The following is a 24,635-nucleotide window of genomic DNA, read 5'->3' as shown; positions in this document are numbered from 1 at the left end:
AGTGAATGCCAACCTGGCTGAAGCGCGGTAAGGATGTCGAAGAGCGAGCAGAGGCGGATCGTCAGGTCCGGTCGACTGTCGAAGCAATCCTTGCTGATATAGAGAAGCGTGGCGACGATGCGGTCCGCGAGCTGTCGATCAAGTTCGACAAGTGGGACCGCAAGGAGTTTCGCCTTAGCCAGGCCGAGATCGATGCCTGCAAGGCACAACTGACCGATCAGGACCACGCCGACATCGAGTTTGCCCAAAAGCAGGTGCGCAATTTTGCGCAGAAGCAAAAGGACACCATGCTCGACCTTGAAGTGGAGACGCTGCCGGACGTGACACTGGGACACAAGCATGTCCCGATCAATGCGGTGGGCTGTTATGTCCCGGGCGGCAAGTACCCGCTTCTGGCCTCGGCCCACATGTCTGTCTTGACCGCGAAGGTTGCGGGTTGCCCGCGCGTCATCACCTGTGCGCCGCCATTCAATGGCCAGCCGGCTCCGGCCATCGTGGCAGCGCAGGCCATGGCCGGTGCGGATGAGATTTACGTGCTCGGCGGTATCCAGGCGATCGGCGCCATGGCGATCGGGACCGAGAGCATCGATCCGGTCGACATGCTTGTCGGCCCGGGCAATGCCTTCGTCGCCGAAGCCAAGCGCCAGCTCTATGGCCGCGTCGGCATCGACCTGTTTGCCGGTCCGACCGAAACCCTGGTCATTGCCGACAAGACGGTGGACGGCGAATTGTGTGCCACTGACCTTCTGGGCCAGGCCGAGCATGGGCCCACCAGCCCCGCCATCCTGCTCACCAATTCGGAAAAGCTGGCGCACGACACCATGGCGGAGATCGAGCGCATTCTCGAAATCCTGCCCACCGCTGAAATGGCCCGAAGGTCCTGGGCGGACTATGGCGAAGTGATCGTTTGCGACAGCTACGAGGAAATGCTGGCCGAAGCCGATCGCATTGCCTCCGAGCATGTACAGGTGATGACGGACCGGGACATGTGGTTCCGGGACAATATGACCAATTACGGCGCCCTGTTCCTCGGGCCGCGCACCAATGTGGCCTATGGCGACAAGGTGATCGGCACCAATCACACGCTGCCCACCATGAAGGCGGCCCGCTATACGGGTGGCCTGTGGGTCGGCAAATTCATGAAAACCTGTACCTGGCAGACGGTCACCGCCGATGCTGCCTCGGCCATGATCGGCGAATACGGGTCGCGCCTGTCCATGCTGGAGGGCTTTGTCGGCCATGCCGAGCAGGCCAATATTCGTGTGCGCCGCTATGGTGGTCGCAATGTGCCCTATGGTACCGCTGCCGCCCCGGTGCAGAGCTCAGACTAACGGTCGAAATTGACGGCTCTTTCTCAAACAGGATCCAGCATGCACTTCAAATTTTCCCGCCGCGGTCGCAGCCTCGGTCAAGGCCAGACGGCAGAGCTGACCATCATCGACCTAGAGGGCAATCAGCAGGTGATCTTCACCGCCGATGAGGTGATCGAAGCCCCCAATTGGACGCCGGACGGGCAGTGGCTGGTGTTCAATGCTGGCGGCAGGCTGTTCCGTATTCCGGTCAGTGGCGGTGAGCCGGAGATGATCGACACCGGCGACCTGGCCGATCTCAACAATGACCATGTCCTCTCGCCGGATGGATCCACTGCCTATGTCAGTTCGGATAATGGCCACCTTTATGCGGTGTCATTGCAAGGCGGAGCGCCCCGCCGGATCTCGAACCAACACGCCACCCCGCATCACTACTATCTGCATGGTATTTCGCCCGATGGCCTGACCTTGTCCTATGTCGCTGTAGAAAGCCCCGCCGGTGAGCGAATGATCAATGTCTTCACCATTCCGGCGACGGGCGGCGCCGACAAGCGTCTCACCCATGTAAAGGTGCCCAATGACGGGCCCGAATATTCCCCTGATGGGGTTTGGCTCTATTTCAATTCCGAGCTGGCGGCCTCCACGCCCGGGCATGCGCAGATTTTCCGAATGAAGGCTGTGGATGGCAGCGGGATTGAACAATTGACATTCGATGAGCGCGTCAACTGGTTCCCGCATTTGTCTCCAGACGGGCAAAGTCTGGTCTATCTGAGCTATCCCGAAGGAACGATCGGTCATCCGCCGGACAAGGATGTCGAATTGCGTCTGATGGCGCCCGCTGGTGGTGATTACCGTGTGCTGGCCCGCTTCTCTGGCGGACAGGGCACCATTAACGTCAATTCCTGGTCTCCGGACAGTCGAAGAATTGCCTTTGTCGCTTATCCTCGAGGCTGATTGTGGCCTTGGCCTGAGATTCAGTCGTGGCCGAGTAAATTCGGTGGATGCTTCACAAGGCCGACAGAAAGAAATCGCCAAACAGCGGTGGCCGGGGTATCGAAGAGACCGGCAGCTTTTGGGCATTGGCGAGAATAACCCCAATGACCGAAATGGGGCGCGTTGCTGCCCGACAGTTCACGACTACGGCCACCCCGAGGGTTCTACGCTGTTCTTCAAAGCAGACGCCGCAGAGCCTCGGACCAGTGGGTCAGTAGTTCCGCTCCCATCTCGTAAAAGCCGGCATGCCTGGCAACCAGTTAGACGTGCTGAGCGCGGCAATGGCCTGCTTGTCGAACGCCATCCCCTAAGCCGCCAAGTTGCTTCGAAGCTGGTCAATCGCGCGCTGGAACATATTGGGATCGTCCATCGCCCGAGACAGTACAATCGCGCCTTGTATCGAGAGTACCGCGTTTTCGGAGAGACTATGCGCAAGCGCCGGATCTCTACCTTGTCGAACAAGCGCTGCTTTCAAAGCCTCTATCCAATTGACAAAATACCCCCGAATAGCTTCGGAGAAGCGGTCCCGCGTATTGCCGACTGCCAAGGAGCCGACGAGGCAAACGCGCCGACCTGATTTGAAATAGGCTAGGGTCTCTTCGAGCATCAAATTAATGGCTTCATCAGCATCGTCCCCGTCTCGCAGGGGCGAATAGATAGAGTTTTCGAACCATTGGTGGATATCGGCGAGGACGGCCTGCACCATCTCTTCCTTCCCGTTGGGAAAAAAGTGGTACAGGCTGCCCTTTCCAAGACCCGTAGCCTTGCTGATCAACGCCAGACTGGCGCCCTCATAGCCATACTCGCGGAAAACTTCGGCAAGGGGCGCTATAGCGTCGGATCTTTCGGCGACCAGTCGAGCCATATTCAGAGACCCAGATCAGTGAGGCCGGGGTGGTCATCGGGCCGGCGACCCAACGGCCAGCGGAACAGACGCTCGCTTTCCGATATTGGCATTTCATTGATGCTCGCGTGCCGGTTTGCCATCAGGCCGTCCTCTACAAATTCCCAGTTCTCGTTGCCGTAAGCGCGATACCAGCGCCCGCTGTCGTCACGATATTCATAGGCATAGCGGACCGCGATCCGGTTTTCAGTAAAGGCCCACAATTCTTTGATGAGGCGGTATTCGTGCTCCTTGTTCCATTTGCGGGTCAAAAAGGCCTGTGCCTCTTCGCGGGTGGTGCAAAACTCGGCGCGGTTACGCCAATGCGTGTCCGGCGTGTAGGCCAGAGCCACTTTTGCGGCATCGCGCGTGTTCCAGCCATCTTCGGCCAAACGAACCTTTTCGATGGCTGTTTCTCGGGTGAATGGGGGTAGAGGGGGGCGTGACATAGTGAGTTCCTGTACTGATTGGTATTGAATGTACCTATCGGTACAATGCTCTGGGCAGAGCGACCTGTCAATCGCAATGTTAACCGAGCCTAGGTGCACAAAGTTGTCAGCTGTTTAGCCACAGGAGACTAATAGTCGACAGTCAGCTTCCTTCCCCGAAAGGGCTGCCTGAGACCGACCGATTGCGGTCAAAGCAACTACTTTGGCCGTTTGCTAAAAACGGACGTGGCCATGCAGGAATGTCCGGAACGGTGCGGATTAACCCGGCGCATTTTCAACAAGCGCGCACGCTTTTGCCCTGATCGGGAATTGCCGAGTTTAAGAAAAGTGTTTATTCACAGTGCTTAACTGCTTCAGACCTGATCTGTGCTGACCTGAGTACTACACGCGCAAGAGAGGGTGTTACGGACGTAAGTCAAAAAGATGCAATCACTCACCTGCTTTAGGAGAGTGTTGGGGAAGTGAACGATGAAGCATGGAAAAGCCAGCATGTCGCAGACTTCTGTAGCTAAAGCACTGCTGACGGCCGGCTTTTCCATAGCGGCAGTGGCGGCACTGGCCAATGAAGTCATTGACGGCGGCGGGGTCCGAAACGTGACTTCAGGCGTGCAATTCGATGCTGCGGGATATCTCATCGTTGGCGGGAACGGGAACGGTGAACTCAATATTTCCGCCGGGGGCGAAGCGACCAATACTGATGCCTATATCGGCTTCAATGCCCTCGGCCACGGCGAGGTCTTCGTCACCGGCGCAGGTGCGACGTGGACGACCAATGGCTTCCTCACCATCGGCTTCGGTGGGCAGGCCTTCGTCATGGTGGACGACGGAGCGAGCATAATCGTTCGCGATGGAACTGACCTTGCAGGGAGCATCAGTAGCTTCGCCCAGTTGACACTTAGCGGTGCCGGCAGTGGTCGTGGGCTGTTTTCGACGCCCTATCTTATGAAGGGCGCTGGCACAGGGTTGCTTCAGTGGGATGGCGGCATCCTGCAGGCTCGGAGCAATGAGTTCGAGTTCTTTCCCAATTTCAGTTTTGGGGACATTGATATCCAAGCGAATGGGGCCTTCTTCGATACCAACGGCTACAACGTCGGTATGCAGACTCCCGGCATCCTCATTGGCACCGGTGGTCTGACCAAACTGGGAGCAGGCACGCTCACCATCGCTGGCAACAACTCCTGGAGTGGCGACACTTCGGTAATCGCGGGTACGCTGGCAGTGGACAGCTACACCCAGAGCGGCAGCCAGGTCCTTGCCCTTGGCGTCGCCGGCAGCGCGAACTATGGTAAGCTCAGCGTTAGCGGTACGGCCACCTTCAACAATAGCAATCTTGTAGTAGATGTCATTGGCAGTCCGACACTGGCCAATGGTGCCTCCCTGACGGGAGTCATCACTGCTGGCACGCTGAATGCGACCAATTTTATCGTCACCGATAACTCTGCGCTGTTTGATTTCACCGCCTATATCAATAGCAATAGCGTCGATCTTGGCGTCAGTACCAGTAGCGTCGGCACCACCGTCTACAGCTCGGTTCTGAATAATCAACTGTATCCAGCCCTAGGCGCGGCCGGCGTCCTTGATACCCAGATCCAGGGGATGCCGACCGGCGATATGGCCAACGTCATCACAGCATTCGGCCTTCTGTCGGACGAGCGCAGCGTCGCCCGGGCAGCCGCACAGACGTTGCCGCTCAATGCCAGCGCCAACGTTACGCTGGGCGTACTAGACAGTTTCAACTCGATCTTTGCTGGGCGCATCGCCCCTGCGCAGGTCGGTATATCCACCGATGGCACGGCGACAAGCCGGCACGTCTGGATCACCCCCATGGGTTCCAGAGCCGTGCAGAACGACACCACTGGAAACGCCTCGGGTTACGGCGCGAATACCTGGGGACTGGCGGCTGGTGTCGAAGGTGACTTCGGAGGCACCCAAGTCGGCCTTGCCTACGCTCTTGCCAACACCCAGCTCGACGGCAATAGTCACCTGAGTGGCGCGGGAACCAGCGCGGGGATCAACAGCAATGTCCTTGCCGCCTATGGCAGCCATGAGCTCGATGATTTCACGCTCGGTTTCCAGGTCGACGCCGGCTGGATCAAGACCGACAGTGAGCGCGGCCTCAGCTTTGGAGGGCTCAATAGAACCGCCAGGGGCAGTTTCGATAGTTTGAGCCTGCATGTAGGCGGCAGCTTGTCCAAAGCTATCGTTCTGGATGAGGCCAGTGTTTTTATTCCAACAATTCGGACAGACTACACTCGGCTCGGAAGTCAGGGCTATATCGAGCGCGATGCCGGAGCTTTGAGCCTTGCTGTGGAAGCCAACACCGTCGAGGCCCTGAGCCTTGGTGTGGATGGCCGCTTCGTCCATGACCTCACTTCCAATGTGCAGCTCGATGCAGTTCTTGGCGTCTCCTATGAGGTCATCAACGATAATGGTGCACTGACTGCATCATATGTCGGCGCACCCGGACAGAGCTTCGTTGCCGCCGGGATTGAGCACAGTCCATGGCTCGCCAAGTCTGGTCTGGGCCTCACCTATAGCCTCAACGGCGGGGCAGATGCCTCGATCCGCTATGATGTCAGCGGTCGAAATGATTACCTCAGCCAATCGGTTTCGTTAAAGGCTGTTGGAAAATTTTGAAGGGGCCTTGGCGGCTGCCTGAGGCAGAGCTGGCACGCCTGTCCACCCCTGACTGGCTTGTGCCCTGCATGCTGGTCGAGGCGTTGGCCCTCCTGCTTCAGCCTTTCGCAGACCAGCCCAACAGAGCAATGCGGGAGTGAGTGAAAGGCCGGCGCGCGCCTTTTTGGTGCCTTTACGGAAGGCGCCAGTGGCACGATGTGGAGTGGAGCGGCCGATGCCTCAGCGCTGAAGATGCGCTTGCCGATGCAAAACGGATCCTAAACCGGTTCCGTGATGTCAGCTCTATCCTAAACTTTTATTGATAGCTGACGTTCTGCTCTCCACCCCAATCTGGTCGCTGAACTGCACGACTGACTGTGTCCGCTTTTGGGATCGTGCGAGGGCTCACTAACGGACCGGAATGAGGGCGCGAGGCAGAACGCCAGGGAGACGAGCACTTTGATCGGACTTCCACGTGCATAAGTCTGCATTATGACAGCCCATTGTACAGCCCAGCGGCACACATACGCGCCTATTTCCCGCGACCTTCTGCAGTTCGATTGAAGTTAGGTTTCGTCGTCCGTCTGAGCTTACTTCATGGGGACTGCAAGGCGACCAGAGACGCTCAGGACAGTTCCGTCGGCGATCCCATTAAGACCGATGGCAAGGCCGATGTTAGCGCCGCTCGGCGCCATGGCATCAATGCTGGCCTTGAGGCGAGCCTGACCATTTTCGAACCGGAGATTTGGGCCGAAATCGGCTGCCCCTTCCAGCCCTAGCCCCAGGTCGATGGCGATGTCGCCTGCTGTAAGTCGATATGAGACGGAAGGTCCGATCGCGATTTGACCGACCCCCGTGGCGATGGAAGGTATCGCGATACCCAGCGCGTCAAGATAGGCATCGCTGGTCTCCGTGAAATAGCCAAGGCTGGCGCGCGGGGAGATGGTCCAGGGGCCGGCCGTCCATTGTCCCTGGAGAGCGGCACTGAGGATCCAGCGCGTTGCTCCGAACCTGTCTTCATACGATCCGAAGGGATTGATGCTGTTGCTGGAGCGGCCGAAGCCCGCCAGCAGGTCCAGATAAAGATGCTCGTGTAGCCGCATGGTGGCATAGGGAGCCGCCATCCAGCCAGTGCCCGAAGCAAATCCGGGCAATCCTGCCTGGCCTTGAATGGCGTGATCGAGTTGCACAAACCCGCCGACGAGCAGGTCGGGCGTGACGAGATAGTCAGCTCCAACGCTGCCCAGCACGAGCTGGCCGTCGCGGGCGGCATCAATGCGCATGAACGTCCCTTCCATCCAGATGTCTAGCGGGTTGGGATTTTCGTGGCCAATCGCACCCTCGATGGCACTGAGGCTGATGGACGACTGCAGTGCGCTTCCACGGGCAAGTGCCGGCAGGTAGGTCATGAGTGCCGAGCCGATATCGCCCCGTGGCGCAATGCCATTCAGACGGTCGATGCGACGCTCTGAGCGCGGCTGATTTGCGAGGATCAGCGAAGCCCGCGTTTCGAGGAAGTCTTCGATGAGCCCCGTAGTCTCTTCCCGGGAATTTAGGAACGTGAAGGTGCAGGTCAGGCTTTCGCTGGCATCAAGCACAATGTTTGCGGAGCGGGTGGTGATGTCTCCGCTGCTGTCATTGTCGTTGCACTTGATGGCTGTCAGCGCCGTGCCGGCCCCGCTCAGGTCGGCGGCGGCTATCCGGAAGGAGCCGGCGGGCAGGTCGATCGCGCCACTCTGACCGATGCCGCCTGTCGTTCCGACGGTGAGCGCGTTCAGCGAAGGCTCGGGTGAGCTAAAGCCGAAAGTGCCATCGACATTGGACCGCACGGCGACGACGAGCCGTCCGGTGGCGCCAACGCTCAGGCTATGGGTCTGCGTTGCGGAAAAGGGGCCGACACCGACCGACCCATCCGTAGCCGTGATGGAAAAATTGAAGACTCCGGAGGCCGTCGGCATCCCGGACAGGGTTCCGGAGGGGGAAAGGGTCAATCCGGGCGGAAGGCTGCCCGCGGAGAGCGCGAAAGTATAGGGCGCCGCTCCGCCACTCGCCGTCAGGATCTGTGAATAGAAGGATCCTGAATTGGCCGCTGGCAGGGTCGTGGGGCCCATTGCTATGGTGGGGGCGGCAACAATCAGCGGATAGTATTTTGCCACGCCAAAGGGGGAGCCCGAGCCGGTCGTTGAATCCCTGGCAATGATGGTCACGAAGAACGAGCCGATCGCCGTGGGTGTGCCCGAAATGGTGCCGCCGGAGAAGGTCAGGCCGGCCGGCAGAGCGCCTGCATATATGGAATAGGTATAGGGCTCGGTGCCGCCGCCGGCGACCACCGGCTGCGAATAGGGCTGGCCCGCCGTGGCCACAGCCAGGTCGTCGGGAAGCAAGGTGAAGTTCGGCAAGTAGGTGGCGATATTGTAGGTCTGCGTGCCTGAATGGGGGCCTGTTCCGCCGCTGGAATCCGTGGCCATGACGGTGAAGGAATAGAGGTTGCTCCCGGTTGGCGTACCCGACAGGAGGCCGGAGGAGGACAACGTGACGCCTGGGGGGAGCGTGCCCGTGATGGTGTAGGTGTAAGGTGCCGTTCCCCCGCTTGCGGCAATGGCTGCAGAATAAGGGGCACCAGCCCGCCCGTCCGGCAGGCTTGCGGGAGAAAGCGTAATGGTGGGAGGCGCGACGTCGAGGCTATAGGCCTGGGAGCCGGTGATGGGGGTGCCAGAGGTCGAATCCCGGGCCGAGACAGTGAAGCTGAACGTGCCATCTTCCTCTGCCGTCCCCGAAATCGATCCATCGGGCCCAAGCAGGAGCCCGGCGGGAAGTGCGCCGGAATCGAGGCTGAAGGTGTAGGGCGCCAGGCCGCCGGACGCTGAAATCATCTGCGAATAGGGCTGGCCTACGGTTGCATCGGGCAATGTTGGCGACAGACTCACACTGGGCGGCGCGATGACCAATGTCCGGGAAATCGACGCCGTATGCGGGCCGTTTCCCGTGGTAGAATCCGTGACGATGACGGAAAATGTGTAGGATCCTGCGGCAAGCGGGGTGCCCGATAGCAGTCCGGTCGGCGTCAGGGTGATGCCGGAGGGCAAGACGCCAGACAAAGAGAAAGTATAGGGTGCGGTGCCACCGAACGCCAAAAGGCTCTGCGAATATGCTGTTCCGACGGCGCCTGCGGGCAGGCCGCCAGGTGACAGGGAGATCGTGGGTGCTCCGACAGTCAGGGTATAGCTGTTCGAATCCGATGCACCAACGAAGTCGGAAGCAAACACGCTGAAGGTGAATGTGCCGCTTTCGGAGGGCGTCCCTGACAGCGCTGAGCCGGAAAATGTGATCCCGGCGGGCAACGGGCCGGCAAGCCAGACAGTGTAGGGCGGAGTTCCACCGAGGGCATTGAACAACTGATAATAGGGAGCGCCGACCGTAGGATTGGGAAGGCTTCCCGGCACCAGGCTAACCTGGGCCAAGGACGGCGCGACTAGGAGAAAAGAAGCGAAAAGCAGGGCAAGCAGACGGACGAAAACAGCTCCGCCTATGCCCATCACCTTCGCCCGGCATAGCAGCGTGTGAGGACGCCAAGGGGCCGTGGAATATCCTGAAGCCGCTTCGACCCTCCCCAATCGTGCGATCATGAAAACACTCTACCAGCTTCGTTGGAAGGTACGCCTTGCGCCAAGGTTGATAGTTCTGGCCGGCCAGCTAAAGTGCTGCCACCCCAAACTTTGCCTATGATTTCGATGAAGAGAAGGCTTCCACCTGACACAGCGAACGTCATGGGGCCGTCGGCACTCAGGGCCGATGCTCGCTTTCGCCAAAGCGTGGCACAATATTGCGAGAAGATGGTCGAGCCCGCACCCGCAGGGTGGCCCGTGCGCAAGCTGCTTAATCAACTTGAGCGCTACTACTCGGCCTATATGCTGATAGGGCAGTATTACGGCTGGTCTAACCACGGCGCCGCCGTGCCCAACCTCTCACGGTTGCAGGCCGTATCGGGGCAAAGCCCGCGGCAGACCGCTACGTTCTGCGCGATGCTGCAAGCGCGCAACCTCATCAGCATCGAAACACTCCCGGGCGACAGACGGCAGAAAATCCTGCGGCCCGCCGAGAGCCTGATCCGTGAAGTGGGCCGGTCGTGCGCCGCGTTCGTTCAGGCCTACGACCTCATCGCGGGAAGCGCTCTCGCGCTGCCGTTCGAACAGGATGCCGGCGTCCTGGGCGAGATGATCTTTCTTTCGGCAGCCCGAGTGCAGGGGACCGGCAGCGTGATTTCCGAGTTCCCAGCGGTGCTGCAACTGGCCGGTTACGACAGCGGTTATCCACTGCTGGTGGCCCTGGTCCTCAGCCGCTATCGACGTGCGGCGGGCGAGGAGGGGATTTCTCTGACCCACGGTGCCCTTGCCGAGCGTTTCCAGGTTTCGGAATCGCATGTGGGTAACGTGCTTGGTCATATGCGGCAGGCCCGAGCCTTGCTGGCCTGCGGCCCTCAGGAACTCGGCGTGACTGAAGAGCTTGTTGACGAATTCGAGGATTGGTGCGCCGCCGAGATGGCTCACTATGCCGATCTAGCTCAAAGGGCCATGGCTTATCCCGAATCCTGTCATCCGTAAGCTTAGTGTACCCCATGGCGACGCTCTGCGTCGCAACCGCAAAGCCAGGATCGGTCCGACTATGCAACCGTGCGCGTCGGTGTCCGCTTTTAGGATATGGATGGTGTGGCTTTACCGACCGGAATGGGGCGCATGACCGTCTAAGGTGCAATTGTGGACATTAGCTCGCAAAACGTTTTGCGAAAGGCTTTGCAAAACGTTTTGCAGATGCTATGGCTTGCCTATGGTCAAAATACAAGAAGTCGCGAAACTTGCAGGCGTGTCCCTTACCACGGTGTCGCACGTCATCAATCATCGCGACAGGGTCTCGCCGGCGCTTCGTGCCAAGGTCGAGGAAGCGATAGACAAACTCGGCTATGTGCCCAATCGCCAGGCGCAGTCGCTGCGTACTGGACGCACCAACGTCATTGCCATCATGATCCCAGATATCTGCGCGCCCTACTATACCGAAATGGTTCGCGCGATGCAGACAGCGCTTGTCGACGACGGGGTCGACACGCTGATCTATAATACCGATGTGCCCGGCGGACATTCCGAGGATCACGGACACACCTATCTCAAGCAGATCAAGACCAAGGGCGTCGACGGCCTGATTGTCGCGGATGCAGCGCTGCATCGCATCCAGCATGAGTTGGCCGAGGTCAAGATACCCACTGTCTTCGTCGGCAACCTGCCGAGCCGAGCAGTGGACAGTATCGAGCAGGACGGCTTCGCCAGCGCCTATCGTATGGGCGAGTACCTCGTCTCCAAGGGCCACAAGCGCATCGCCCATGTCACCGGGCCATCCTTCTTCAACATGTCCATGCTGCGCCAGGCCGGTTTCGAGCGGGCGCTCAAGGATGCCGGCGTCGAAATCACAGATGACCTGCGCTACGAGGGGTCCTTCCTCCCGCCGTCCGGCTACGAAGCAGTCAACTGGCTGATCGAGCGGCACGGCAGAGATCTGCCCAGCGCCATCTTCTTTGCCAGTTCACGCATGGCCCGCGCTGCGCTGGCAGGGTTTGCAGACCGCGGCATCTCGATCCCTAGCGACATCGCGGTCGCATCCTACGACATATACGAAGAATTGGCCGACCTGCGTCCCCGCCTCACCACGATCGGGGTAAGCCCCAGCGATTTGGGTAGCGGAGCGATCGAGCTACTCAACGAACGCATTGCCGGTTTCGACGGTCCACCCAGACAGGTCGTGCTCCCGGCTACGCTGGAAATTCACGAAACAGCCTGAGGCAACTGCACGGAGGAGGACGGACACCAACAAAAGACACCTGAAGAACCAATAAAACGTCGGCACACATTTGGGAGGAGAGACCCATGCGGTCTATAACCCGGCGCTACGGCGCTCTGGGCGTGCTGCTTGTCGCTGCCACGACAAGCACCGCTTCTACGACTCTCGCGCAACAGGTTGCGCGTGAAGATCAGCTGATCTTCGAAAACATTTCGGAACGCGTCACCACGCCCGAAAACTACAATCCATTCCTGCCCAGCACGTTGCAGCATGCTGGACTTCAACAGGTCGGCTTCGAGTCACTCTTCTACTATAACTACGAGACCGGGGAAATGGTCCCGTGGTTGGCAAGCGGCTACCAGTTCAACGATAGCTTCGACGAAGTCACCATTAGCCTCCAGCCCGAGGCCAAGTGGAGCGACGGCACGCCGTTCACCGCAGATGACGTCGTCTACACCATGAACATGCTCAAGGACAATGCTCCGGCACTGGGCAACTACTCGGTGAACGCCAAGACCTGGGTGAAGGATATCGCGGCGGTCGATGCACACACCGTCAAGATTACCCTCACCTCGGCCAATCCTCGCTACATGCTCGACGCCTTCGGCGTCCGTATCTACGGCACCACCATGATCCTGCCCAAGCATATCTGGGAAAACGAGGATCCGCAGACCTTCACCAACTACGACACCAGCAAGGGTTGGCCGGTCTCGACCTCGCCCTACCAGCTCATCTCGTCGACCAGCACGGAAACCGTGTGGCAGCGCCGCGATGACTGGTGGGGTGCCGCCAGCGGCTTCCATGACCTTCCCGAACCGCTGCAGGTGATTTTCAAGACGGCCGGCAGCGAGGAGCGCCGCGCCGCCATGGCCGGCAACAACGAGCTGGATTCGGTCTGGGTGCTGGGCCGCGATAACTTCGAGCAGGTCGTCGCCAACAACAACGACGTCTTCTCGTGGTTCCCCGAGGCGCCATACGCCTATCTCGACCCGTGCCCGCGCTACATGGCGTTCAACACCACCCAGGCGCCATTCGACGACCCGCAACTGCGCTGGGCGATCTCGGAGGCGCTTAACCGCGATGCCATCGTAGACATCGCCTGGGAAAACCTGACGGTGCCGGCCAAGTGGATGACGCCGGACTATCCGCCCTTCGCCTCCTACATGGACAACGCTGCCGACCTCTTCAGCGAGTACGACACGCTGGCCTATGACGTCGACAAATCAGCGGCCACGATGGAAGCGGCGGGCTACACAAAGAATGGCGACTTCTGGCAGGACAAGGAGGGCAACCCGATCACCATCGATCTGGTGATCCGCCAGGGCGAAGCCGACCAGACCCGCATGGCTCCGGTGGTGACCCAGCTGCTGCAGCGTGCCGGCTTTGACGCCAACTTCGTGCTGTCCGATATCGCTGCCTTCTCCGATGCCCTCAATTCGGGTCGCGCTGACGCCTGGCTCGACGTTTCCTGCGGCGGCATCTCCGACCCCTATGGTACACTGGAGCTCTACCACAGCCGCCACGCCGCCCCCATGGGCGAGGTAGCGACCGGTGCCCGCACGCGCTGGTCCAACCCGGACTTCGACGCCATCGTCGACGAGATGGCCGTCACCGCTTCGGACGATCCGCGCATGCAGGAGCTGTTCCACGAGGCCCTGGCGATCTGGCTGCCTGAAATGCCGGCCATTCCGCTGGTCCAGGCCGCGCTGCTCACCAGCTTCAACGGGCACTACTGGGACAACTTCCCAACCTCGGAGAACAACTATGTCCACCCCGGTTTCTGGTGGGCGACCGATCTGCTGATCGTGGCGGAAGTCACCAAGAAGCAGCCGTAACACCCGAAATCGTCGCCGGCGGCGCGTCCGCCGGCGACTTCCAACCAAACCACTTGGAGTTGGGCTATGACCTGGGGCTACGTGTTCCGGCGGCTGGCAATGTTCTTTGCCGTCGTCCTTGCGGCGACGACCGTCAATTTTATCGTTCCCCGCCTGGCGCCGGGCGACCCCACCGCAGCCGTACTCGAACAGCTGATGTCGCGCGGGCAGCAGGTGCAGGGTGCCCAGGACATCGTCACGGTCTATCGCGAGCGCTTCGGTCTCGACGATCCGATGATCGTGCAATACGGGCGCTATCTGTTCAATTCGCTCCGACTCGACCTGGGCAGCTCGATCTCCTACTTCCCGCAAAGCGTCACCAGCGCCATTCTTGGTGCGCTGCCCTGGACTATCGCGCTCCTGTCGGTATCGACCGTCATCGCCTTTGGCCTTGGCAGCCTGATTGGGGCGCTGCTGGCCTGGCCCGGCTCGCCGCGCGCCGTGCATCGGCTGGCGCCTTTCCTGATGGTCCTGTCGGCCATCCCCTATTATCTGCTGGCACTGATCGTGCTTTATCTGCTGGCCATATGGACAGGCTGGTTTCCGCTGGGTGGCGCCTATTCGGTCTTCCCCAATGGCTTTTCATTCCCTGTCCTGTGGGACCTTGCCTACCACGCCTTCCTGCCGGCTCTGTCGATCGTCCTTGCCGGCCTGGGTTTCTGGGCGCTCGGCATGCGCGGCGCCATGATCAACGTGCTGGGCGAGGACTATCTGGCGCTGGCCGAGGCCAAGGGCCTCAAGAAGGGGCGGATATTCTTCAAGTACGCGATGCGCAACGCTATGCTGCCGCAGGTGACGGCGCTGGCCATCGCCCTGGGCACGGCCGCATCGGGCTCCGTTCTGGTCGAGGTGGCCTTCAACTATCCAGGCATCGGCTACCTGCTCTATAATGCCCTGCGCAGCTCGGATTATTTCCTCATCCAGGGCGTCGCCTTCTTCCTCGTTATTACGGTCGCTTTCGCGGTGCTGGTCCTCGACCTGCTCTATCCGCTCCTCGACCCGCGCATCCAGAGGCTCTGACCATGTATTCCCTCCTGCGCAACACGCGGGCCGCGCTGCTCTATCTGGGCGCCAGCCCGAAGATGATCGCCGGCCTTGTCATCCTGGCGCTGCTCCTGCTCATCGGCCTTGTCGGTCCGCTGTTCATCGACGTGCGCTTGGCCGAACCCATTTCGGTCCGGACCAACCAGCCACCCTCTGCCGATCACTGGCTGGGTACCGACAGCGGCGGCCGGGAACTGCTCGCCGTCATTATCGCCGGCACCCCGCAGACTCTTCGCATGGGTGTGCTCGCGGGCGTGATCGGCACGACGATCGGGGTCATGTTGGGCCTGTTCTCCGGCTATTTCGGCGGCTGGTGGGACCGGATTATCAGCGGCGTCACCGACACGATGCTGACCATTCCGCCGCTCGCCATCCTGCTGGTCGTCGCGGCATCGGTGCGGGCGGTCAATGTGGAGATGATGGCGCTGATCATTGCCTCGCTCTCGTGGATGCATGCCACGCGCGTCATCCGCGCCCAGGTCCTCACCCTGCGCGAGCTCGGCTACGTGCAGATGGCGCGGCTTTCGGGGCTGGGGAATTTCTCCATCATCTTCCGCGAGATTTTCCCCAACGTCATCCCCATCGCCTTCGCCTCCCTGGTCGGGGCGACCTCCGGCGCCATCCTGTCCGGCATGGGTCTCGAAGTGCTCGGCCTGGGCCCACAGAACACGCCGACCCTGGGCATGACCATCTACTGGGCCTTGCTTTACGCCGCCTTCAGCCGCGGCATGTGGTGGTGGTGGTGTCCACCCATCATCATCCTTGCGCTGCTTTTTATAGCCCTGTTCCTGATCGCCAGCGCGCTCGACGACTTCGCCAATCCGCGCCTGAGGAGCCAGTCATGAGTGACACGGTGCTCAAGGTCTCCGATCTGACCGTCCAATATCCCACGGCGCGTGGCTCGTTCTTCGCCACCCGTAATGTCAACTTCTCGCTGCAGCGCGGGGAACGCTTCGGCCTGGTCGGGGAGTCCGGCTCGGGCAAGTCGACCACTATCCTGGCGCTGATGCGCATGCTCAAGGGGGCCTCGTCAGCAGCGGCCGCCTGGAGCTCAACGGCCGCGAACTGACGACGCTGGATGACGAGGCCTACCGGCAACTGCGCTTCGCCGATATGTCGCTCGTGCCACAGGGCGCGATGAATTCGCTCAACCCAGTCATGCGCGTGGGGGCGCAGATCGCCGACATCTACGACGATCACGGCGTGCATCACGGCCGGTCCGAACGTGACCGCATCATCGGTGAATTGCTCTCGCGCGTCGGGCTTCCGCCGGAGGTGCAGTGGCGCTATCCGCACGAATTGTCCGGCGGCATGAAGCAGCGCGTCTGCATCGCCATGTCCATTGCCCTCAAGCCGAGCCTGATCCTGGCTGACGAGCCGACCAGCGCCCTCGACGTGATGGTCCAGAAGCAGGTGCTGAGCACGCTGGGGCGCGTGCAGCGCGATATCGGCGCGGCCATCATCCTGATCGGCCACGACATGGCGTTGATGGCTCATTTCGTGACCACTCTGGGCGTCATGTATCGGGGCGAGCTCATCGAGGTCGGCCCGGTCCACGAGATCTTCGCCAATCCCCGACACGACTATACCCGCATGCTGATCCACTCGCTCCCGTCCTTCGATAGACAGGCGCGATTTCTGCGGACCGGGACACAGGAGGCTGCCAATTGAGCAAGCTTCTCGAAGTCTCCGGCGCCGACGTCGTCTTCCAGCTCGGCCTCAACAAGACCAAGACGGCACTGCAGAATGTCGCGCTTGCTGTTGGCGGCCAACAGCCGTCCATCACTGCGGTGGTGGGCGAGAGCGGCAGTGGCAAATCAACCCTGATCAGGCTGCTGCTGGGCCTGCAGCCGCCATCGCGCGGCAGTGTGCGCTACGACGGTGCCGAGGTCAGTCGCTTGAGCGGCGCCAGCCAGCGGACCTTCCGCCGCGAGGTGCAGGCGATTTTCCAGGATCCCTTCGCGGTCTACAACCCTTTCTACCGCGTCGACCATGCCCTGATGACACCCATGCGGGCCTTTGGCCTCGTGAGGTCACGCGACGAAGGCTATGCGCGCATCGAAACGACGCTGCAGCGGGTGGGCCTGCGGCCCGAGGAGACGCTGGGCAAATATCCGCACCAGCTCTCGGGCGGCCAGCGCCAGCGCGTGATGATCGCGCGCGCCCTGCTGCTCGATCCGCAGATCATCCTGGCGGACGAACCGGTATCGATGGTCGATGCGTCGCTGCGCTCGACCATCCTCGAAATCCTGTTCGGCCTCAACCGTGACCTCGGAATCTCGCTGATCTATGTCACGCACGACCTGGCAACGGCCTACCAGGTGGCCGATACCATCGTCGTCCTGCATGGCGGCCACATCCTCGAAGTCGGCGATGCCGATGCCGTCATTCATCGCCCGCAGCATCCCTATACGCGCGCCTTGCTCGAGGCGGTGCCGTCGCCCGATCCAGATCGGGACTGGAACCTCGACGCCGAGCCGCCTGCGCCATCGGCCTTCCTGCCGACCGGGCCCATCGGCCTCTATCACACCGAGCCCCTGCGCGCCGTCGCCATGCCCCTGCGGCCCGATGAGGCTCCCACTACGGCGGCAGCGGTGCAGCAGGCGGTCAACGCCACACGCTCCCACCATCACGTTCAAGCAAAACCATAAGCGCCCAAGCGCAGTGAGGAATATTATGACTGGTTTCAACGGCCTCGGCATGCATCTGGGCAATCTGTCACGCTTGTCCAATGCCAGGACCCGATCCATCTGCGCCGAGAACTTTACCGGCGAAAAGGGCGCGGCCTGCATGGCCACCGAAGGCACCGGTGCCCAAGCCGCGCGCGACCTTGGCAAGGGCTGGAAAATATCCCCGTCCATCCGCATCGAGCCGGGCGAGACCCGTGTCATCGCCGATATCGAGGGGCCTGGCGCCATCCAGCACATTTGGATGACGCCTACGGGCAACTGGCGCTTCACCATTCTGCGCATCTACTGGGACGATAGCGATGTCCCGTCGGTCGAGTGCCCGGTGGGTGACTTCTTTGGCTCAGGCTGGGGTGAATTCGCCCAGATGTCGGCCCTGCCGATCTGCGTCAATCCGGGCAGCGCCTTCAATTCCTACTGGGAAATGCCGTTCCGCAAGCGGGCGCGCATCACCATGACTAACATCGCCGAAGAGCAGATGACGCTCTACTACCAGATCAACTATACCCTGACCGAAGTGCCGGACGACTGCGCCTATTTCCACGCGCATTTCCGCCGGACCAATCCCATTCCCTACAAGACCGACTATACCGTGATCGACGGCATCACAGGCAAGGGCCAGTTCGTGGGTATGTATCTGGCCTGGGGCCAGAACAACAATGGCTGGTGGGGCGAAGGCGAGGTCAAGTTCTTCATGGACGGGGACAGCGAGTACCCCACCATCGCCTCGACCGGGCTCGAGGACTATTTCTGCGGATCGTACAATTTCGATCCGACCCCCAAACACGACAAGGAATATGTCACCTACACCACGCCCTATGCGGGTTTCCACCAAGTGGTCCGACCGACATCGGACTATCGCACGCAGTTCCGCATGGGCATGTATCGCTTCCACGTCATGGACCCGATCCGCTTCGACAGCGATCTCAAGGTCACGGTGCAGGCCCTGGGCTGGGGTTATAACGGCCGCTGGCTACCCATGCAGGACGACGTAGCGTCGGTGGCCTACTGGTACCAGACGCTGCCTGCGCCGGTACTTCAGCCCCTCCCAGACCGTGAGTTCCTGCTCATCGTCTGATCGGCGCGTGCCGCAACGTTGGCACATCAGCGCTCCAGGGTGGACCTCCCGCCGACCCTGCCTCCGAGCCGCCATACAGGCGGCTCTTTTCTTGACCTTCGGAAGGAGAATGCCGTGTCAGAAGAATTTCGACCAAGACTGCATTTTTCGCCTGCGCAGGGCTGGATGAACGATCCGAACGGCTTGATCAAGGTCGATGGCGTCTACCACCTGTTCTTCCAGCACGATCCCGGCAGCATCAATCATGGTCCGATGCATTGGGGGCACGCCTGCAGTACCGATCTCGTCACCTGGCGAGAATTGCCCGTCGCACTCTACCCAAACGAGCTGGGCACCTGTTTTTCCGGGACGGCCGTCGAGGGTGCGGACGGCGAGATCAAACTATTCTATACCGCGCACCGGCGCATCGATGACCAGGACTATCAGGTTCAGTGCCTGGTTCACGCCGACCAATCTCTGACGACATTTCGGTTCGACGCCGCCAATCCAGTGCTCGATAACCCCGGCCTGGTCTGTTTCCGCGATCCCAAGGTGCTCTGGCACGAAGCCAGCAAGCGCTGGGTCATGGCGGTGACCCACGGACAGTCGATCGGATTCTACTCGTCGCAGGACCAGATCGACTGGCACTTCGAAAGTAGCTTCGGCGAGGGTCATGGACGTCACAGCGACGGCCCCTGGGAATGCCCCGACTTGTTTCCCATCATGGACAGCCGCGGAGCGGAGCACTGGATCTTGATCGTCGGCATCGGCTCGGGTGCCTATGCCGCGGGGTCGGGGACGCAGTATTTCGTCGGCCAGTTCGATGGCAGCGCGTTCGTCAACGACAATCGGCCGGGCACTACCCTCTGGCTGGACTATGGCAGGGACTTCTACGCTGCCCAGACCTTCTTCGATCGGCAGGGCGCTGCTCCAATAGTTCTCGGCTGGGCCAGCAATTGGCAATATGCCAGAATCACCCCGACAGAAAACTTCCGCGGCGTCATGTCGTTGCCGCGAACCCTGTCGCTGACCGAGACGCGCCAGGGTCTCCGGCTCGCTCAGTCGCTCCCGCCGTCGGTTGCGGCTGCGTTCGACGCATCGGCTGATCCCGGTGTTTACCGGCGCGAAGTGGAACTGCCCCTCACCGTCGGCCAGTCTATGAATATAGCGCTTTTCGGGGAGCATCAGCCGCAGTTCAGGGTCACTCGCACCGCCGCTGACGAAGCCACTATCCTCGTGATCCGGAGCCAGACGCCGGCGATCCCGGCCTTTGGCCACAGCTACAGCGTCGTAGCCCCGTTTCCCAAGGCCGGGCCGCTGCGGTTGGACATCCATGTCGACCGCGGCGTCGTGGAACTGGCCACAGCTGATGGGCTGATCTGGATCACGCAGCTGTTTTATCCCCCACCGGCCGGAGAACATAAACTAGTAGGGTTGAGGTAGACCATATAAAGCCATCTGGAATTTCTGGATCGGTTTAGTCTGCAGCAGGCCTATTTGCGATGTCCGCTTTTGGCAATCAGATCAACTACGTCAAACGGCCAGATTGGGGCGCGAAGCGGACGTTTGATTAAGCTGCAGATCGCTCAGCACTCCTTCCTTTTGGTTTCGGCTTTCCAAGGAAGTGAGCAAGCGCCGATTTCCTTGAAGCCCGATCAAGCGCATAGGCGGTGTGGGGGAACGCGACGCCGTCCAACAGGCCCTGGATGTAGCCGGCGATACTGTCGGCCGCCATAACAAGTGCGGTATCCACGGTGTGGATGTAGCGGCCGGTTATCGTCCCTCGAGAATGGCCAACCAGGGCAGCGATGGTTGCCTCGGTGAAACCGAGGTCATTCCCGATACTCGCGAAGCTGTGCCGCAAAACATGGGGCGTGATGTTGGCCAGATCGGTATCTTTGAACAGCTTGGTCCATTGTCTAGGGAAGGCACCGAATGGCGTGTCATCCTCCCAGCCGGGAAAGACATAGTCCTCGGCATCTTGCTCTTCGTGGCGGCGGCTCTCGAGATACTCCAGCACAGGCAGACCGATTGGACGCACCGAGGCGCCCTCCTTGCTGTCGGTCAGGCGCAGGCAACTGCCTTCTGTATCGACTTCACCACACTGCAGACCAATGACCTCGCTGCGCCGGCACCCGGTTAACGCGATCACCCGGATGATCTCTGCAGTGGTTTCGTATTGCCGATCCACAATGGCCTTCCGCAGGATATCGCCGAGCGTGCGATACTCCTGCTCGCTAAGACGGCGAGCGTTAACCTGGTCCTTCGGCTTGCGGACGCCGTGCACGGGATTCTGATCGATGATGCCGAGTTCGACCGCGTAGGTAAGAATGCCGCCGAAGAGGCCGATCGTCCGGGCCGCAGTGCCGGGGCCGCCACGAACGATGGCGCGCCCGCGCAGCTTGTCGGTCTTGACGTTCGCGCGTGTCTTTCCCGCCATGATGTCCTTCATGGCTTGGGTGATGTCGGACTTGGCCAAATCCCGCACCCGTCGATTGCCGAGCAGGGGAACGATGTGCCGCTCTATGCGGCCCACATCGGTGGAGATTGTCGTTTGCTTCTTCGGCCGCCCTCGCTTCCCGAACACAAGACCATTCCTGAGGTCTTCAAGGTATCGGTTGCAGAGTTCCTTGACGGTGATGGCCTCGCGATCGAGCTTGCGCTCCTCGGCCGGGTTGCCTCCTCGTGCGACCTGGCCGAGCAGGACTTTGGCTTCGCGCCTCGCCTCTTCAGGAGTCCAAACTCCGTGCAGGCCGATCGTGAAGCGACGCGAGCGACCGGCAGTGCGATACTGCACCACATAGCTTCGCTTTCCCGATTTGAAGACGCGCAGTCCAAACCCTGGAAGGTCATCGTCCCATAGGACATAGTCCGAGGACTTGATTTCGGTAGCATCGACGGTTCGTTTGGTCAGCTTTGTCATTCGGGGACCTTTCCTTGACAGAATCCCCGCGTAAGCAATGCGTAAGCAATGCGTAAGCACCAGGGGAGGGGTATGAGCCGCTCCGTCGTACCGTTGGCGCTGATCCAATTCAAATTTGTTTTGTGATTTCAGTGGCATAGCGCGCAATCGGATAGAAACGGATAGGTTCGGCGAAAGCCACTATCCATTCTCCGAAGGCAGAGGTCGTGAGTTCGAATCTCGCCGGGTGCGCCATTAGTTACCCTGTTCTTACAGGGGCTTAGACGTGCAAGACGTCAGCGTTTAATACGCTTTTCGTAAGCCGGTCATAGACTGGTCACATCGAAAGGCTTTGCCACATGGCATCCTTACGCAAACGAAACGACAACGGGCAGGCGCAGGTTCGCCGCACTGGTCACAGCCCTCGCGCAAAAGCTTCCATAATCGTGCTGACGCACAGATGGCTAGGGAGTGACGAGCGTCACTCCCTAGCCAAAACCCGCAAGAGTTCTGCACCAATCATACGCGTAAATTCCGCTTTCCCCTCGGGCCCCAAATGGGTTTCTGTGGCAAACAAGCCACTAGCCATGACGGCGGGAGAAGTCAGAATCTGTCCAGGAGCGAGCCCAAGTCGAGATGCCAAAACCATGGCGGATTTGTCTCTTTCGTCGACAAGGTCGGTGGTCAGTGGGTCAGGGACTGGAGAAATTACGAGATATACTTTGCTAGAGCCAAAACCGTCCAAGGCGTCGCGAAGTCTATCAAGCGAATTTAGATATTCAGCATTCATTACAAAGCTGGAGGCGGTGTCTGTACCCCGTCCCGTCAGATTTGGATCGACAGCGGATCCCGCGTTCTGATCAATAGTTTCTCTGAACTTGGTGGCTGAACCATAGTAACGACCATAGGCACCGGGCAACGGCGAAAAGATAAGCCTGTTGAGCCCTTCCACGCGAAGAAATTCCAGGCCCGAAAATGGAAATACGTGAGTTGGCGCATGTGGCGTCGTCGGCGGGGTCACGTAGCTATCCCAGTCGCTCCAGCTGGGTTCTGGACGAAATTGGACCGGGTTGAAAACCAACACCAACGTTTCAGGTTCTGTCCTGACGTCCAGCATTTGCTCGAGCATCAGGGCGTACCCTGTCGGGCCAACGTAGGCCAGCGTACAAAATGACTCTATGCTTCCCAGCTTGTTGGGCATGTCCTTTGGGGATAGCCCCATGAGACAAGAGCTGTCGCCAAGTAGGGCGATGTCCGATTTGACCCGCGTCGACCTCTCGACTTGCTCTCTGACGATGAAGTGGTCGACACTCATCCCCCCCGCGCTGTCAGTCCCAGCCGCATTTGGCAAATACAAAACATGGAGGACGGCAAGGATTGCTCCAATCCAGATGAAGAGCGGCCAAACGAATTTTACGACCAGCATTATGGATCGACGCATGTGTCGGAATACCGCTCTTCAAAATCGACTAGAACTCGAAATAGATGAAACTCGGTTGGTTTCCGCCAAGCAGGCTGACCGTGACAACTACCATTGCCGACATCACCGGATATAGGAGTATTTTCCGGCCTTCTATCAGGAAAAAATCCCCCTTCCTGATAAGGAAATATTCCAAGAGCGCTAACGCTGCAACTATCGTAGCGAGCGTCCGAACTAGCTCCGTGTGAACGTCCAACCAACGCCAGGTGACCAGTGCCCGAACCATACTGGTTAGTGTGGACCAGTCGGAGGCACGAAAGAGAAACCATCCGACAAATACCACCAACATCGTCACTGCCCATCCTGTCGCCTTCCCAACTAGCGAAGTAGGAGAGGCAGGGAAACGGAAGAGGCGCCAGGCTGCTTGGGTGAAGCCGTGTAGGAGCCCCCACAACACGAAATTCCATGAGGCACCGTGCCACAAGCCTCCTAGCGCCATGGTAATGATCATGTTGCGGCCCGCGGTGATGTGGCCGTCTCTGCTGCCCCCCAGCGGAATGTAAATGTAGTCCCTCAACCAAGACGATAGTCCAATATGCCAACGTCTCCAGAAGTCAGACAAGGAGACTGACCAGTACGGGAAGCGAAAGTTCCAGATTAGGTCAAAGCCAAAGAGAAGCGCGACGCCCTTGGCAATGAGACTGTAGCCGCAAAAATCCGCGTAAATCTGAATGCCGAAGGCGATCGATCCCCAAATGACGCTCCATCCGTACTGTTGGTCTGGCTGAAAGAGCGAATCGACGATCGGGGCTAAGCTGTCCGCGAAAATTACCTTTAGTGCGTAGCCGTAGACCATGAGCCACACCGCCCGCGCAACTTTCTCGCTGGTAAGCGTTCTGGGAGCTTTGAACTGCTCCAGCAGGTGCCCTGCGCGCTCGATTGGTCCCGCCACCAGTTGGGGGAAGAAGGTCTTGTAAGCCAGCACACGGACTGGGTCTCGGTCAGCTAGGCAATCACCGCGGTAGACATCAATGACGTACGCCATTGCCTGAAATGTCATGAAGGAGATTCCGAGCGGAAGGATGATCTCCAAAGATCCGGAGTTGGTACTCAGACCTACTGAGGCTGCGAGAGTAGCCGCAGATGAAACGAAAAAATTGAAGTATTTGAAAAACCCAAGAACGATGAGCACTAAGCAGAGAAAGGCGACAAGCCAAGCGCGCCTAGATGATTGCGTCTTCGTAGTTTCTACGCAGATCGCCGCGCCATAGGTAGCGGCGGTGAGGCCGACTACCAACAGAACAAATCGCCAGTCCCACGCCGCATAGAAAACAAGGCTGGTGACGACTATGAGCAGGTTCTGCGTCGCCACATGCGAGAACAGATAGTAGGCGCAGAAAGTGATAGTGAGTAGCGCGAAGAACTCGATCGATACGAAAGACAAGGCTTTTCGTCCTCAAGGGGCAAGGAGGGTTTGGGCCGATCGTTTCGTGGCCGATGGCTTTTCAGCTTGCGGCGGAGCCCGAGTTCTCAAGCGAGGCATAACGCCTGCTGGCCCGTGTGGAGCGGACGAT

19 protein-coding genes are annotated in these 24,635 nt (G+C 59.8%); 13 read left to right on the top strand and 6 right to left on the bottom strand.

The annotated features are described in order from the left end of the window. The first annotated feature begins 5 nt into the window (after window positions 1-5). Together hisD and NVV77_RS16715 are read left to right on the top strand one after the other, a co-directional pair. Window positions 6-1,331, top strand: coding sequence for a histidinol dehydrogenase (gene hisD, locus NVV77_RS16720; protein ID WP_295415099.1), 1,326 nt, complete (start codon window positions 6-8; stop codon window positions 1,329-1,331). 9 nt (window positions 1,332-1,340) lie between these two features. Further along, window positions 1,341-2,264 (top strand): biopolymer transporter Tol, encoded by a 924-nt coding sequence (locus NVV77_RS16715; protein WP_295415098.1) that lies wholly within the window; start codon window positions 1,341-1,343, stop codon window positions 2,262-2,264. A 346-nt stretch (window positions 2,265-2,610) separates the two neighbouring features. Here NVV77_RS16715 and NVV77_RS16710 read toward each other — a convergent pair whose 3' ends face one another. Next, window positions 2,611-3,168 (bottom strand): TetR/AcrR family transcriptional regulator, encoded by a 558-nt coding sequence (locus NVV77_RS16710; RefSeq protein WP_295415097.1) that lies wholly within the window; start codon window positions 3,166-3,168, stop codon window positions 2,611-2,613. A 2-nt stretch (window positions 3,169-3,170) separates the two neighbouring features. Further along, on the bottom strand, window positions 3,171-3,635 hold the full coding sequence (locus NVV77_RS16705) for a DUF1348 family protein (RefSeq protein ID WP_295415096.1): 465 nt from the start codon (window positions 3,633-3,635) through the stop codon (window positions 3,171-3,173). A gap of 489 nt (window positions 3,636-4,124) precedes the next feature. On the opposite strand from NVV77_RS16705, the gene NVV77_RS16700 reads away from it, so the two are divergent. Further along, on the top strand, window positions 4,125-6,272 hold the full coding sequence (locus NVV77_RS16700) for an autotransporter domain-containing protein (protein WP_295415095.1): 2,148 nt from the start codon (window positions 4,125-4,127) through the stop codon (window positions 6,270-6,272). 569 nt (window positions 6,273-6,841) lie between these two features. On the opposite strand, the gene NVV77_RS16695 is transcribed toward NVV77_RS16700, so the two are convergent. Then, a complete protein-coding gene (locus tag NVV77_RS16695) occupies window positions 6,842-9,712 on the bottom strand; it encodes a putative Ig domain-containing protein (RefSeq protein WP_295415094.1) in 2,871 nt (956 codons plus the stop codon). A gap of 402 nt (window positions 9,713-10,114) precedes the next feature. Between NVV77_RS16695 and NVV77_RS16690 the strand changes: the two genes are divergently transcribed. The 10 genes from NVV77_RS16690 to NVV77_RS16645 all read left to right on the top strand — a co-directional run bounded on the left by NVV77_RS16690 (window position 10,115) and on the right by NVV77_RS16645 (window position 20,182). Continuing rightward, window positions 10,115-10,852 (top strand): hypothetical protein, encoded by a 738-nt coding sequence (locus tag NVV77_RS16690; protein ID WP_295415093.1) that lies wholly within the window; start codon window positions 10,115-10,117, stop codon window positions 10,850-10,852. Between the two features lie 223 nt (window positions 10,853-11,075). Beyond that, on the top strand, window positions 11,076-12,077 hold the full coding sequence (locus NVV77_RS16685) for a LacI family DNA-binding transcriptional regulator (RefSeq protein ID WP_295415092.1): 1,002 nt from the start codon (window positions 11,076-11,078) through the stop codon (window positions 12,075-12,077). An 86-nt stretch (window positions 12,078-12,163) separates the two neighbouring features. Beyond that, a complete protein-coding gene (locus tag NVV77_RS16680) occupies window positions 12,164-13,912 on the top strand; it encodes an ABC transporter substrate-binding protein (protein WP_295415091.1) in 1,749 nt (582 codons plus the stop codon). Between the two features lie 66 nt (window positions 13,913-13,978). Next, window positions 13,979-14,971, top strand: a complete 993-nt coding sequence (locus NVV77_RS16675; RefSeq protein WP_295415090.1) for an ABC transporter permease — start codon at window positions 13,979-13,981, stop codon at window positions 14,969-14,971. A gap of 2 nt (window positions 14,972-14,973) precedes the next feature. Further along, window positions 14,974-15,840, top strand: coding sequence for an ABC transporter permease (locus tag NVV77_RS16670; protein WP_295415089.1), 867 nt, complete (start codon window positions 14,974-14,976; stop codon window positions 15,838-15,840). Further along, complete coding sequence (locus NVV77_RS16665; protein ID WP_295415088.1) at window positions 15,837-16,064, top strand: ATP-binding cassette domain-containing protein; 228 nt, start codon at window positions 15,837-15,839, stop codon at window positions 16,062-16,064. The genes NVV77_RS16670 and NVV77_RS16665 overlap by 4 nt, the downstream gene beginning before the upstream one ends. Further along, window positions 16,040-16,666, top strand: a complete 627-nt coding sequence (locus NVV77_RS16660) for an ATP-binding cassette domain-containing protein (RefSeq protein ID WP_367178665.1) — start codon at window positions 16,040-16,042, stop codon at window positions 16,664-16,666. Before NVV77_RS16665 ends, NVV77_RS16660 begins: the two co-directional genes overlap by 25 nt. Beyond that, window positions 16,663-17,646, top strand: a complete 984-nt coding sequence (locus NVV77_RS16655; protein ID WP_295415087.1) for an ABC transporter ATP-binding protein — start codon at window positions 16,663-16,665, stop codon at window positions 17,644-17,646. The genes NVV77_RS16660 and NVV77_RS16655 overlap by 4 nt, the downstream gene beginning before the upstream one ends. Window positions 17,647-17,671: 25 nt before the next feature. After that, window positions 17,672-18,760: a glycoside hydrolase family 172 protein gene (locus NVV77_RS16650; RefSeq protein ID WP_295415086.1), complete on the top strand. Its 1,089-nt coding sequence runs from the start codon at window positions 17,672-17,674 to the stop codon at window positions 18,758-18,760. A 114-nt stretch (window positions 18,761-18,874) separates the two neighbouring features. Next, window positions 18,875-20,182, top strand: a complete 1,308-nt coding sequence (locus tag NVV77_RS16645; RefSeq protein ID WP_295415085.1) for a glycoside hydrolase family 32 protein — start codon at window positions 18,875-18,877, stop codon at window positions 20,180-20,182. A 127-nt stretch (window positions 20,183-20,309) separates the two neighbouring features. On the opposite strand, the gene NVV77_RS16640 is transcribed toward NVV77_RS16645, so the two are convergent. The 3 genes from NVV77_RS16640 to NVV77_RS16630 all read right to left on the bottom strand — a co-directional run bounded on the left by NVV77_RS16640 (window position 20,310) and on the right by NVV77_RS16630 (window position 24,505). Continuing rightward, complete coding sequence (locus tag NVV77_RS16640) at window positions 20,310-21,662, bottom strand: tyrosine-type recombinase/integrase (RefSeq protein WP_146291719.1); 1,353 nt, start codon at window positions 21,660-21,662, stop codon at window positions 20,310-20,312. A gap of 460 nt (window positions 21,663-22,122) precedes the next feature. Beyond that, window positions 22,123-23,067 carry a hypothetical protein gene (locus NVV77_RS16635; protein ID WP_295415084.1) on the bottom strand — a complete coding sequence of 315 codons (945 nt, stop codon included), beginning with the start codon at window positions 23,065-23,067 and terminating at the stop codon, window positions 22,123-22,125. 43 nt (window positions 23,068-23,110) lie between these two features. Continuing rightward, on the bottom strand, window positions 23,111-24,505 hold the full coding sequence (locus tag NVV77_RS16630) for an MBOAT family O-acyltransferase (RefSeq protein ID WP_295415083.1): 1,395 nt from the start codon (window positions 24,503-24,505) through the stop codon (window positions 23,111-23,113). Window positions 24,506-24,635: the final 130 nt, after the last annotated feature.

The sequence above is a fragment of the Devosia sp. genome (genome assembly GCF_024707125.1).
Taxonomy (GTDB): domain Bacteria; phylum Pseudomonadota; class Alphaproteobacteria; order Rhizobiales; family Devosiaceae; genus Devosia.
The sequence above is the reverse complement of the archived record's forward strand: the minus strand, read 5'-3'. Positions and strand labels throughout refer to the sequence as shown.